The organism is Leptolyngbya boryana PCC 6306, assembly GCF_000353285.1.
Classification (GTDB): domain Bacteria; phylum Cyanobacteriota; class Cyanobacteriia; order Leptolyngbyales; family Leptolyngbyaceae; genus Leptolyngbya; species Leptolyngbya boryana.
Genome location: NZ_KB731324.1, coordinates 1,686,304 through 1,698,486 on the forward strand (window position 1 = coordinate 1,686,304; position 12,183 = coordinate 1,698,486).

Genomic DNA, 12,183 nt, shown 5'->3' on the forward strand with positions numbered 1-12,183 from the left:
TTCCTCCAAACGGTAGTGTTCTAGATATGTGGATATATGGCAGAATGAAAACGATGTGTTAGAGGGCTGAGTCGAGATGGTCCTAGAACCTGTTCAATGTCCCGATTGCCAGAGTGTGGATGTCGTTAAGCATGGTCGCAGTGCTGCTGGAAAACAACGGTATTGTTGCCGTAACTTAGAGTGTTCGAGACGATCATTTATCTTGAACTTTAGCTATCGAGGACGACTGCCTGAAGTCAAAGCGCAAATCAGCGACATGGCAATCAACGGCAGTGGTATTCGTGATACCGCCAGAGTGTTGAAGATTAGCCCAACGACTGTGATTGAAACGCTGAAAAAAAGTCAAGTCAACTTGAACAAGTAAACATAAGTCTGCTCGAACAGCACCAACCGGATAACACGGCAGTCATGGTCGTCAGAGTCGAGGCGGCGGAGATGGACGAGATGTGGAGTTTTGTCGAGTCAAAGCAGCATCAACGATGGTTGTGGCACGCGATTGACCATCAAACTGGAAAAGTCCTTGCCTATGTGCTAGCCACCCATGAAGACTCAGCTCTTAAGCAACTTCAGCAACTGTTAGCTCCTTTTTCGATTCAACGGTTTTACACCGATAGTTGGGGAGCTTACTTGCGATTGCTAGATGAGCAGCACCATACGGTTGGCAAAGCCAACACACAGCGCATTGAGCGGAAACATCTAACTTTGAGAACTCGGATCAAGCGGCTTGCCAGAAAGACGATCTGTTTTTCCAAGACTGAGAAGATGCATGATACTGTGATTGGATTATTCATCAATCGTCATGAGTTCGGGCGAGCAGTATAACGTTATGCCCACACATCTAGAACACTACCCTCCAAACAAAAGCAATCAGAAATCATTGATGTTCAATCCTGTTGGCTCGCCTATATCAAGTCCACCTTTGCGCTTGATATAGATGTTACCTACTTCATCTTTGTAGAGGTCAAGCTTACTTGCACCTCGCCCACCTTTGAGTTCGTGAACGTCAATTCCTGATTGCTTTAGTTTAGAGTTTAGCAATCTCGCCACGGCTCAACAGCTTATCCTGCTGCCAGTCGCGTTCATTTGCCACGCTACATCAACTCACGTACATCGGTCACTTTGCCTGTGACTGCTGCTGCAACGACCATTGCAGGACTCATGAGTAAAGTGCGACCGGATGCTGATCCCTGCCGACCTTTGAAGTTACGATTAGAAGAAGATGCGCTGAGTTGCCGACCTTCTAGCTTGTCGGGATTCATTGCTAGACACATTGAGCAACCGGGTTCACGCCACTCGAATCCAGCTTCGACGAAGATACGATCGAGTCCTTCTTTCTCAGCTTGGACTTTTACCCGCTCTGATCCCGGAACGACAAACGCTTTTACACCTGCTGCAACTTGTCGCCCTTGAGCGACTTTTGCCGCTTCTCGCAGGTCAGAAATACGCCCGTTTGTACAGCTTCCAATAAAGCAGACATCGACTTTGGTTCCTTGCAGCGGTTCACCCGGCTTCAAGTCCATATATTGATAAGCTTCAAGCGCGATCGCTCGTTCATCTTCGGGCATCGTATCTGGAGTAGGAACGGGATCGCTAATGCCAATTCCCTGCCCCGGTGTGATACCCCAAGTTACAGTTGGAGCAATGTCAGCCGCGTCGAAAACTACAACATCATCGAAAACAGCATCGGCATCGCTACGGAGACTATTCCACCATTCGATCGCTTGATCCCATGCTTCGCCTTTGGGTGCGAAATCTCGACCGTTGAGATAGTCATAGGTAACTTGATCCGGATTGACATATCCGCATCGTGCGCCTCCTTCGATCGACATATTGCAAACGGTCATGCGCTCCTCCATGCTCATTTGCTCGAACGTGGTTCCAGCGAATTCGTAAGCGTAGCCCACGCCGCCTTTCACCCCAAGTTTACGAATGATGTGCAAGATGACATCTTTGGCAAACACGCCAGGATTGAGCTTGCCGTTGACTTCGATTTTTCTGACTTTCAGTTTGGACAACGCCAAGGTTTGAGAAGCTAGCACGTCGCGGACTTGACTGGTTCCGATCCCAAATGCGATCGCGCCGAATGCTCCATGTGTCGAAGTATGGCTATCTCCACATGCGATCGTCATTCCAGGTTGCGTGAATCCCTGCTCCGGTGCAATCACATGTACAATTCCCTGCCTGCCAGAACCGACTGGATAGAAGCGAATATTGTTAGCAGAAGTATTTTTTTCAAGCTCCTGCAACATTTCTTCTGCCATCGAATCGGCGAAGGGGCGCGCTAAGTTGTCGGTTGGGATGATGTGATCAACGGTGGCAACGGTGCGATCGGGGAATAAAACGGATAAACCGCGTTCTCGCAGCATTGAAAATGCTTGAGGACTGGTCACTTCATGAATGAGATGGAGTCCGATAAAAAGCTGAGTTTGACCCGACGGTAAAATTCCGACCGTATGTAAGTCCCAAACTTTATCGAACAGTGTTCCAGTACTCATGATGGTTTTGTGGTGGCGTATACAAGCAGGAATTTATCTTATCGTACTGATGTGGAGACTGGGGAGGCGAAAGCTAAAAACAATCAAGTTTGTAGTACAAAAACTCGCATAGCGGTAAAATGCCTGTGAATGCTTGAGGAGTCGATCATGCGATTAGGAAAGATTGTTAAATCGAATTCACACTGCGATTATGTGGTGCAGGTGGACGATAGCCTGGATTTTATCGATGCGCCTTCTCCCGATGATTACGGCTTTGGCACATTTGTCAAATTGGAAGACGATCGCCATTGGGCAGTCGGGATCGTCTACAATTCTCAGCTCTTTAATCCGCTATTTCTCAATACGGGCATTCGCTTGACGAGCGAGCCTGATCCTATGTTTACGCCTGACCAAGTTCAGGAAGTCCGAACGTTGTTGTGGACGGTTTTAGTGGGGGAATTGAATACGCGTTCAGGTAAACCGTATGGGGTTCAGGGAATTCCGCGCGTTGTGGTTCCGGTGAATACGCCAGTGCGGAGGATGACCTGGGAGGAGATTTATCACTTTCATCTGAATGAAGAAGGTCGATCGCAGTTTTGTTACTACAGCCATTTGCTGAACTGTGGGGGCACGTTTTCGACTCAGTTGACGCATCAGGTTTTAGAGGAGCTGATTGAGAAGCAACTTTTTAAGGGAGCAGAAGAACGGGCGTTGATTGTGCTTTGTCGAGAGCTAGCTTGGAAAAATACAATGGGGGCGATGCGGTAGAAGTAGTGCTAGCCCTGTTGCTTCCAAATCGCTTTGGGATTGACTGAATTGAGGGAGATGCAGCGGCGATTCATTGGTTCGATGACAGTCATTTGGGTCTAATTCATCGGAGCTTGGCAAATCGCGATCGATAACAGTTCTGCTCAAAGTTGTACGGCTTCTCTCTGTTGCTAAAAATGGGCGAGGAAGTGAAGGGTAGATAGTAATCTTGACCAGTGCTGTTGATCTCATAAAGCAGAACGAACAATGCTACTAGAACATCCCTTGAACTGTCCCGAAACAGTCCTGAATTTAATCAATCAACTACTTTTCTCTGAAGCTTAGGCTTTCGCGTATATAGAACTCTCAAAGCTTTGCCTTCAGATGATTTCTGTATACCAAATCTTTTCTACCCTATTTGGCTGAACTGCTCTACTGGCAAATCTCTCGTCATCCAAACTCCAAAATGGATTGTCTCATACGAATTTCCCTGCAAAATCCCTTTATAGTCGAAACAGCAGATAATTCAGGAATTTGGCGATGACCACCACGACTCCGAATGCGATCGCATCGGTTCTCAGCGATTTAGTTGGACTTGATATCATTACCGACGCAACCCAAGTTGCAAAGCTCTCTCACGATTACTACCACTTTAGCCCTGTCTTACAACCGCAATTGCAGGACAAATTTGGCGATGCGGTTGTTCGTCCGGTAAATGAAGCGGAAGTACTCAAAATTGCTCAAGCCTGCGTGCGTCACAAAGTACCTTTGACCGTGCGGGGAGCCGGAACGGGTAACTATGGGCAATGCATTCCACTTGAAGGCGGGGTGATCCTCGATATTACGAAAATGACAGCAGTCAAGTGGATGAAACCTGGAGCGGTTCGTGTCGAAGCGGGTGCAAAACTTGCTGCATTAGATAAGCAAACCCGCGAAATCGGCTGGGAAATTCGCATGGCTCCCTCGACGTATCGAACTGCGACGATCGGTGGATTCATTGGCGGCGGCAGCGGGGGCATTGGCTCAGTTACGTATGGGCAATTACGCGATCGTGGCAATCTCCTTGCCGTTCGAGTAGTCACGATGGAAGACGAGCCGCGGATTCTTGAACTACGCGGCGATGACGTTTACAAAGTCGCTCATGCTTATGGAACGAATGGGATTATCACCGAATTAGAAATTCCCTTGGCTCCGGCTTATCCCTGGTCAGAAATTATCGTCAATTTTCCCGATTTTATGAGTGCGGCGCGGTTTGGGCAAGCGCTCAGTGATGCAGACGGCATGATCAAAAAGCTGGTCTGCATTTGTCCCGATCCGATTCCTCAATACTTTGCTGCACTGAAAAGTTATATTCCTGCCGGAAAACACGCTGCTTTGTTAATGATTTCTGAGACTTGTTTAGAGCCACTTGCCGAATTCGTCAAAGAATTTTCCGGCGAAATCACGTATCAAAAACCGGCTCAAGAAGCAGGAAAAGGGATTGCCCTGGCTGAATATACTTGGAACCATACAACCCTACATGCGCGCAGCGTCGATCCGACGATTACTTATCTACAAACCCTCTTCCCCGACGACAAGAACTTGTCTTTGCTTGAGGAAATGTATCACCACTACGGGGATGAAGTCATGTTTCATCTGGAATTTCTCAGATATGGAGGCAAAGCCCGCCCCGCTTCGTTGCAATTGGTTCGCTATACAACCGAGGAGCGCCTGAACGACATCATTCGAGATCACGAATCGAAAGGCGCATTTATTTTTAATCCGCACACCTATTTAATTGAAGATGGCGGGATGAAAATGGTGGATCTCGCACAACTGCAATTCAAAGAGCAAGTCGATCCATATGGCTTATTAAATCCAGGGAAAATGCGGGCATGGCTTGAACGATCGTAAGCGGCGTTGCGACTGCGCTGAATGATTGTAACCATTGCGCTGTCTGGTTTCAGCTGCAAAATGGGCTGACGCGCAGTCAGAATTAACTCTCGTAACGAATATTAAATCTTCCTGCTGAAGGTATAGAGCATTTACCATAACTTTGCTAAAGTTAACAAAACACTAAGGGGAAATTGACCCATGCGATATGTCAAAGAAGAGAGTGGATTGCTGAATAATTTTGCGATCGAGCCGAAAATGTACGAAGCCGAACCGCCGACCCAAAATCAGAAACGCAATTACATTTTTCTTGGAATCGCTGCCGTAGTCTTGATTGGTGGATTAGTTGCTGTCGCCGCTGCCGTTTCCTAAACAAAAATTCGCTCTACAGTAGATTTAAACGAACCAGGTCGCTTACCTTAGTAGGTAACCTGGTTTTTTCGTAGGATTTTTCTTGGGACAATCCATAAATTTACGTAAACCTCAGTTTCATCCTGAACATCGGTCAGATTCGACGAAGAGATTTAATATCATCTCGTCTATACTGCGCTTGACAAGCGATTCTTGAAATGCTGATGTCTGTCATTGATCGTCACCCCCTCGCTCAAGATATTCCTGTGAACGAGATCGTCTCTCAGGCTGTTCCCAGTCTGAACCAACAGATCTATCTGCGCCTACGGATGGCGTTAAGTCTAAATTTGCGCCGTCAAATTCTGATGGTCGTTTGTGATGATGCTGCCTTACGTAGTCAATTGGCTACACAGCTTCAGGCTGAGCTTGCTCAAGAGACTCCTGCCACTTCGCTCGTCAGTCTAGACCTCGATTTAGAAAATCCTGACATTCTGGCGCATGTCCAAGCGGGGATGCCCAATTATCAAATCACGGGCATCGATCGCTTAACGCGCCAGCCTGTTCATATTCAAAGAACATTTCTCGATTCGCTGTCTGCGATCGCGCTGCAACTGCCCAAACTCGACTTCAATCTGGTTCTTTGGCTGACGCGTCCTTGGTGTCGCTCGATTCAGCAAACTGTGCCCAACTTCTGGCAATGGCATACGGGTTTATTTGAGTTTGAAGGTGATCCGTTCGGAGATAATTCGGTACAAATTCCGCCGCCTGCAACTGCGCCAACTAACGGACATCGCAAAATTAAGCTGGATAATGAACTTTCAGATTTCGTGCTGGCTTCAGTCATGCAGACGATCCATCTTGAGGATCAAGCATCGATTGGCGATATCTTGCAGACGAATCATCCTAATGCGAAACCGCTACAATTCTTGCAGCAGATTGAAGATCTGCATCAACAACGGGCTTCAGCTGCGACGATCGCTCAGTTATATCGCGATCTCGGAGATTGGTATCGTGATCGCCTCGATCCGGTGCGTCCCAGTTCTGGGGATTTAACGATCGTGATTCGCGCCTATGAGCAAACCCTGAAACTGATCGACATGAAATCTGAGCAAGTGCCCGATTTGCTCAATGACATCGCCAATTTGTATTGGATCAAAGCTCGCTCTGGAGAGGGTGCTGTCGAAACGAATTTAGAGAAAGCCTTAAAAGCTTATCAATTCGCGATCGATCGCACTGATCCGGCGATTCAGCCGCAGACCTATGCGATGATTCAGAACAATCTCGGTTCGGTTTACAGCGACTTAGCAGGCCTGCGATCGCCCGAAGAAAATCTGCAACATGCGATCGCGGCATACAAAGCCTCGATTGAACATCGCCCCTTTGACACTGATCCGGCTCGCTACGCCGCGACTCAAAACAATTTAGGAACCGCGTATTGGAACTTGGCGCAGCATCGTATGCCCATGTTTAACCTGCAATCTGCTGTCTTGGCATATAACGAAGCCCTGCGCTATTACACTCCAGAGCGTGAGCCGATGCACTACGCGATGCTGCAAAACAATTTAGGGACTGCCTATTGGAATCTTTCCCGCTGCGATCAAGCGGTTCAAGAGTTAGCGATGGCAGAAGACTTTTTGCACTTAGCGATCGGGGCTTACCGAGTGGCGCTGATTTATCGCACCCTAGAGGCGGCTCCTAGCGCTTATGCCGCGACTCAAAATAATCTCGGCACTGCCTACTGGCACTTAGCAAATCAAGACACGACGCATTATGACGATCAGGCAACTTACATGCTTTGCGCGATCGATGCGTATCAAGAATCCCTGAGTGCAGTGCAATATTTAACTGCAAATCTCTCTTACGCGCCGACCCTCAGCTTCGATCTGTCGGCAACGCATCATCATATTGGGCTGGCTTACTATCAAATGGCGACTGATCAACGTGCCAGCCTTGAGACGAAAGAGCGATCGCAATTTCTGCATCATGCGCTCAAACATCAGGTGCGAGCGGCTCAAGGCTGGCAAGAGCAGCCGGACTTCCAACCGAGTGCGGTTGGGCAGTTGAGTCAAATCGTTAAAGGCATCTACGAGCGTGAAGGGATTCAGGGGCAGACGCAAGCCTTATCGCAAATTCCGCCCACATTTTTACCCCAAGTGATGCGAGAGCTTTAGGACAAATTCTTAAGTTGTCTAGAAGAGTAATTTAGATAACAATTTGTAGGTGTTATAGTGCGCGATCGTTAAATAACGCACGATTACCCCCACAGATCAGTTCTATGCTCCAAGACAGCGAACAGTTTGAAACCGCCGATACCCGAGTCCGCATTCTCAGCGAAGCTCTGCCCTATATTCAGCAATTTGCAGGACGGACGATCGTTGTGAAGTACGGCGGAGCCGCGATGAAAGAAGGCGCGCTCAAAGAGAAAGTCATCCGGGATGTTGTCTTTATGGCTTGTGTCGGATTACGTCCGATTCTCGTTCACGGGGGTGGCCCTGAAATCAATTCTTGGCTGAATAAATTAGGGATTGAAGCTCAGTTTAAGAATGGACTGCGTGTGACCGATGCGGCAACAATGGATGTGGTCGAAATGGTCTTGGTCGGTCGCGTCAATAAAGAGATTGTGTCTTTGATCAATCAGGCTGGCGGTTCTGCGGTTGGACTGTGTGGCAAAGATGCGGGGCTATTTGAAGCGCGTCCTGCTGACGAGGAAGGGATTGGATTTGTGGGAGAAGTAACCCGAGTCAATCCTCAAATTCTTAATTCGCTCGTGAACAATGGTCATATTCCGGTGGTGTCCAGTGTGGCAGCGGATGAGTTTGGGCAGGCATACAATATCAATGCGGATACTGTCGCCGGGGAGATTGCAGCAGCCCTCGGAGCTGAGAAACTGATTTTACTGACGGATACTGCTGGAATTCTGCGCGATTACAAAGACCCATCGACCTTGATTCCGCGATTGAATATTCAGACGGCGAGAAAGCTGATCGATGAAGGCATTGTTTCGGGCGGGATGATTCCGAAAGTCAATTGCTGTGTGCGATCGCTGGCTCAAGGTGTGAAAGCTGCTCATATCGTGGATGGACGGATGCCGCACTCGCTGCTATTGGAGATTTTTACCGATACGGGAACGGGTTCGATGATTGTGGGTTCAGAATTTGCGCCGTAAAGTCGGGCACTCTGGATTTATCTGCCTTTACTGGTCTGCACCATGCCTAGAAACTTTTTTACTCAAATCGGTTACTCGATCGCTGCAAATTCTCTGCCTCAGCGCACGAAGTTTCAGGAGGATCGACTACCGATAAAAAATGATGGCTGTCGATCGCAGTTTCTCTTACATCCCGCTCCGACGACGAAAGTCTGTCTGTTTTTTCACGGTTTTACGGCTGCGCCTTATCAGTTTTTACCAATGGCGCGGGTGTTTTACCAGGCGGGCTATAACGTGATCATTCCGCGATTGCCTGGGCATGGGCAGGCGGGCGACTGGAACGGCAAGAATCCACCCCCGTTGCCAACGAATGTAGAGACTTACAAGAATTTTGCGCTGGAGTGGTTCCGGCAGGCTCAGGGGCTAGGCGATAGAGTTGTGGTGGGCGGATTGTCGGGTGGGGGGACGCTTGCAGCGTGGCTGGCTCTGGAAAAAGCGAGTCAAATCGATCGTGCTTTACTTTTTGCTGCTTATCTTAGTAGCAGTAACAAAGTGATTGATCTATTTGTCAAAACGTTCAATACCTATTTTGAATGGCAGAGTGATGAGCCTGGAGAGCCGATCGGGTACAAAGGGTTTACTTTTCCAGATCTAAGAGTCTTTCTCGATTTAGGGAGTGAGGTGCTAAAACGGTCGAAGTCGGCAGCGGCTCCTCCAATGTTTGTCGTCTCAACTGATGCGGATCGGGCAGTGAGCAATACGGATCACACAGTCTTGTTTGAGAATCTATTAGTCCGTCAGCCGAAAACTTGGTATTACAGATTCGATCGTGAGTTGAATATCCCTCACACGATGATGACGAAGGCAGAGGGCAATCAGTGGGAAAATCTGCTGAATGTGATGGCAAAAGCGTTTGTGCAGAGTGATTTGGCTTGGGCAGAGATCGAAGAAATTGCTTATCGAATGACTGAAGGTAAAACTTGTAAGCAAGCCGTTGCAGAGTTGAATCTCACGAGTAAAGCTTCTCCTGATTTACCGGCGTTGATGACGATGATCGACAAGCGTGAAATTGTGATCAAACGCAATCCAACCTGGGGTAATGATTAATTTTTTGGAGGAAGCTGAATATCGATCGTATCTTCGCTTGTGCTAGAAGAATTTTATTACGGTCGATCGCTTAGTTGCTATTCATTGAAACGGACGGAGAAAATAAAAGCGATCTCTATCTTTGCGTCCGATGAATCCTGTTAACGGCGAAGAAAGCTCAATCAGAATGTCTCTTAATTGCTTCTCATCCAGTAGTCGAGGTGGATTCGAGGCTTCATAATGTCCTTGAATGAATCCAACACTTAACTCTTGTGGTGCTTTTGAAGAACTTGAATAATTGTGGCTCGCACTTCGATATCTTCTTGAATGCGATCGAGATATCTATTAATTTTTTCATTTGAGTCTTCGCCAAAAGGCGATTAAAGCAAGCTTCTAGCTCAAATAGATTGACTGCTCTAGGATATTGAGCCTTTAGTGTTACTAATCGTTCTAATGTTTCAGGGCGCATAACATCATTTCTCCTTCAACTGCTGCTTTCTCGGCTGCATTAGTTAATCGACCAGCAACAAATAAAACTTTAACTGAACGCTCAATTTGAGCGTTCCCCAAATGAGTGTGACCTAAATTAATGAGCTGGGCAGCAACACCATTTGGTAAATTTTTGTGTTTGCTAGCTTTACACTCACCTACTAGGGGATAAGGAGCTTCGCAATAGATATCAATTCCTCCTGCACCCCCAGCAGCATTTAGATCAAGGCTAGCTTTGAGATTGTTTAGAGAGTTTTGAAATCCAAGTTCTACAAAGCTTCTTCTCACTAGTTTCTCAAAGCGATCGCCATCACTTGAATTCCCAGACTTGCCAATGCACCTCGACGACAAAGCGAAACGCCTCTGCTGGGGAACGCTCAAGTAACTCAGCCACCAGTTTGTGGCTCATCTGTCGTCGGTCTTCTGGGGCAATCAAGCCAAATTGATGCGCTTTCATGCGAATTTGATTCTGCACCGCCGAGCGCTGCTGCACCAGTTGCGATCTCGTTCGACTCAGCAGGCGACGCTGTTCCTGTTCTGGCGTGGGCACTCGGATGCCGCGCAAGCGTCCCGCTTCCAACTGGCTCGCTAATTTCTGGGCATCGCGTTTGTCCGTCTTAACGCGACTGTGCGCTGAGACTTCGACCGCCGCTGCATGGACAACGATGTTGTCGATCCCGTGCAACTTCAACACACGGTGCAACACATACCCAGAAAATCCGGCTTCGTAGGCACTGTGGAGAGTGGCTTCAGGAAAAAATCGTAACAACTGTTGTGCTAGTTCCTCAGGCACGGCTGCCGTACTCCATTTCTTCACGACCGTTTGGTTGATCTGCACGACCACCACGTAGCGCCGCTTATGGACATCAATGCCGATATAAACCTGTTGCCCCTTGTATGATGAAATTGGTGTGGCGTTCAAGCTGGTTTTCATGCTGTCCTCCTGGCTTGTTTTTGTTACTTTCAGGCTATTTCGGAGTGGGGCATCTTGGCTAGTGCGCCATACTATCCACCATAGGGACACTGAACTAGACTAACAGCCAATCGCAGTCCCTTCTTCAGTGGGTTTCAACCCACTTCGCACAGTTAGCCCGAACTTCCAGTTCAGGGCGGGATGCAAACGAGAGCGACGATCTCCCAATTCATTTCACCTTACATGCAAGATTTCAGGAGGGGCAGCGCGATCGCACTGTCTCTTTACTCTTTGCAAAAGCGCGATCGAGTGCGACACCTGCTACACTCGATCGCTGAAATCTTGAGAAAATGCACCAATGCCGATCGAAACTTGGTTCCCGCTTGCTATCTACTATGACGACTTACCCGATGCTTCAGAACATCAACAAGCATTGCTGGATGCAGTTATGCAATTAGAGCACCAGGGAGCCGAACCTCGCAATTATCCTGAAATGGCGTGGACAGGCGATTTACATGGAGTCGAACAGATTCACACTCATCCCGCTTTTTCCTGGATTGTCAAACAAGTTGAGTTGCATGTCGCCACGTATTTACAAGAAGTGGGAGTCGATTTAAGCAAAGTTGATCTCTATATTCAGCGGGCTTGGCCGATCATTTCACGTCCTGATCAAGGTGTCGGTGCACATTGCCACAATACAGCGCATGTGAGTGCGGTTTACTACATTAAAGTTCCAACTGGGGAAATGTCTGATCCTGGCAGTTTAGTGTTTTTCAACGATGCGCGAGTGAATGAAGTTAGCCCAGGTCTGGGAAGCGAAAATACAGATATTGTTGATGCGGATAACTATCTGAATCAACTGGATACAGCTTATGCCCCTGTAGAAGGACGGTTAATAATTTTTCCTGCAAAACAACGCCATGCAGTCACGATGAACGAGACCGATGAAGTGCGCGTTTCATTGTCGTTTGACATTGTGCTAACTGCCACTGGCAAAGCTGCGGGTGCATATGAATTTCTCACGCCCCCTCCGAATCAGTGGAGAAAGTTTTTTGCATAAGTTGAGCGATCGAGTCGTAGGCAAGAATGAAGAGAGGAATTCTTGC

General features: G+C 47.9%; 12 protein-coding genes. 8 read left to right on the top strand and 4 right to left on the bottom strand.

The window, feature by feature from the left end:
* Positions 1-76 precede the first annotated feature (76 nt).
* Positions 77-822, top strand: a protein-coding gene (locus tag LEPBO_RS45585) for an IS1 family transposase (protein WP_455565126.1) whose coding sequence is annotated in 2 segments (ribosomal slippage) — positions 77-332 and positions 332-822 — 747 coding nt in all. Because the reading frame shifts where the segments join, the coding sequence is not laid out codon by codon here.
* Between the two features lie 45 nt (positions 823-867).
* On the opposite strand, the gene LEPBO_RS45280 is transcribed toward LEPBO_RS45585, so the two are convergent.
* Both LEPBO_RS45280 and leuC read right to left on the bottom strand, forming a co-directional pair.
* Positions 868-1,047 carry a polymorphic toxin type 33 domain-containing protein gene (locus LEPBO_RS45280; RefSeq protein ID WP_017287102.1) on the bottom strand — a complete coding sequence of 60 codons (180 nt, stop codon included), beginning with the start codon at positions 1,045-1,047 and terminating at the stop codon, positions 868-870.
* Between the two features lie 44 nt (positions 1,048-1,091).
* The gene (gene leuC / locus LEPBO_RS0108380; protein ID WP_017287103.1) at positions 1,092-2,495 is read right to left on the bottom strand and encodes a 3-isopropylmalate dehydratase large subunit; all 1,404 of its coding nucleotides are present in this window, start codon (positions 2,493-2,495) and stop codon (positions 1,092-1,094) included.
* Between the two features lie 147 nt (positions 2,496-2,642).
* On the opposite strand from leuC, the gene LEPBO_RS0108385 reads away from it, so the two are divergent.
* The 6 genes from LEPBO_RS0108385 (at position 2,643) to LEPBO_RS0108415 (ending at position 9,696) form a co-directional block, all read left to right on the top strand.
* Positions 2,643-3,242 carry a hypothetical protein gene (locus tag LEPBO_RS0108385; protein ID WP_026148500.1) on the top strand — a complete coding sequence of 200 codons (600 nt, stop codon included), beginning with the start codon at positions 2,643-2,645 and terminating at the stop codon, positions 3,240-3,242.
* A 519-nt stretch (positions 3,243-3,761) separates the two neighbouring features.
* Entirely contained in the window at positions 3,762-5,114 is a 1,353-nt protein-coding gene (locus LEPBO_RS0108395) for an FAD-binding oxidoreductase (protein ID WP_017287106.1), read from the top strand.
* 180 nt (positions 5,115-5,294) lie between these two features.
* Positions 5,295-5,465 carry a photosystem II assembly protein Psb34 gene (psb34, locus tag LEPBO_RS42240; RefSeq protein WP_017287107.1) on the top strand — a complete coding sequence of 57 codons (171 nt, stop codon included), beginning with the start codon at positions 5,295-5,297 and terminating at the stop codon, positions 5,463-5,465.
* 203 nt (positions 5,466-5,668) lie between these two features.
* Positions 5,669-7,615, top strand: coding sequence for a tetratricopeptide repeat protein (locus tag LEPBO_RS0108405; protein WP_026148501.1), 1,947 nt, complete (start codon positions 5,669-5,671; stop codon positions 7,613-7,615).
* A gap of 104 nt (positions 7,616-7,719) precedes the next feature.
* Positions 7,720-8,610: an acetylglutamate kinase gene (gene argB, locus LEPBO_RS0108410; RefSeq protein ID WP_017287109.1), complete on the top strand. Its 891-nt coding sequence runs from the start codon at positions 7,720-7,722 to the stop codon at positions 8,608-8,610.
* Positions 8,611-8,652: 42 nt separating this feature from the next.
* Positions 8,653-9,696 (top strand): alpha/beta hydrolase, encoded by a 1,044-nt coding sequence (locus LEPBO_RS0108415; RefSeq protein ID WP_017287110.1) that lies wholly within the window; start codon positions 8,653-8,655, stop codon positions 9,694-9,696.
* Positions 9,697-10,125: 429 nt separating this feature from the next.
* Here the strand turns inward: LEPBO_RS0108415 and LEPBO_RS39875 are convergent, their stop codons facing one another.
* Together LEPBO_RS39875 and LEPBO_RS36495 are read right to left on the bottom strand one after the other, a co-directional pair.
* Complete coding sequence (locus tag LEPBO_RS39875) at positions 10,126-10,452, bottom strand: hypothetical protein (protein ID WP_017287111.1); 327 nt, start codon at positions 10,450-10,452, stop codon at positions 10,126-10,128.
* A 22-nt stretch (positions 10,453-10,474) separates the two neighbouring features.
* A complete protein-coding gene (locus LEPBO_RS36495; protein WP_017287112.1) occupies positions 10,475-11,098 on the bottom strand; it encodes an IS110 family transposase in 624 nt (207 codons plus the stop codon).
* Between the two features lie 337 nt (positions 11,099-11,435).
* On the opposite strand from LEPBO_RS36495, the gene LEPBO_RS0108430 reads away from it, so the two are divergent.
* The gene (locus LEPBO_RS0108430; protein ID WP_017287113.1) at positions 11,436-12,137 is read left to right on the top strand and encodes a TIGR02466 family protein; all 702 of its coding nucleotides are present in this window, start codon (positions 11,436-11,438) and stop codon (positions 12,135-12,137) included.
* Positions 12,138-12,183: the final 46 nt, after the last annotated feature.

What these genes read in the sequence shown, in the direction of transcription:
- leuC (WP_017287103.1), bottom strand. Translation starts at nt 2,495, where the DNA reads ATGAGTACTGGAACACTGTTCGATAAAGTTTGGGACTTACATACGGTC.
- LEPBO_RS0108385 (WP_026148500.1), top strand. Translation starts at nt 2,643, where the DNA reads ATGCGATTAGGAAAGATTGTTAAATCGAATTCACACTGCGATTATGTG.
- LEPBO_RS0108395 (WP_017287106.1), top strand. Translation starts at nt 3,762, where the DNA reads ATGACCACCACGACTCCGAATGCGATCGCATCGGTTCTCAGCGATTTA.
- psb34 (WP_017287107.1), top strand. Translation starts at nt 5,295, where the DNA reads ATGCGATATGTCAAAGAAGAGAGTGGATTGCTGAATAATTTTGCGATC.
- LEPBO_RS0108405 (WP_026148501.1), top strand. Translation starts at nt 5,669, where the DNA reads ATGTCTGTCATTGATCGTCACCCCCTCGCTCAAGATATTCCTGTGAAC.
- argB (WP_017287109.1), top strand. Translation starts at nt 7,720, where the DNA reads ATGCTCCAAGACAGCGAACAGTTTGAAACCGCCGATACCCGAGTCCGC.
- LEPBO_RS0108415 (WP_017287110.1), top strand. Translation starts at nt 8,653, where the DNA reads ATGCCTAGAAACTTTTTTACTCAAATCGGTTACTCGATCGCTGCAAAT.
- LEPBO_RS36495 (WP_017287112.1), bottom strand. Translation starts at nt 11,098, where the DNA reads ATGAAAACCAGCTTGAACGCCACACCAATTTCATCATACAAGGGGCAA.
- LEPBO_RS0108430 (WP_017287113.1), top strand. Translation starts at nt 11,436, where the DNA reads ATGCCGATCGAAACTTGGTTCCCGCTTGCTATCTACTATGACGACTTA.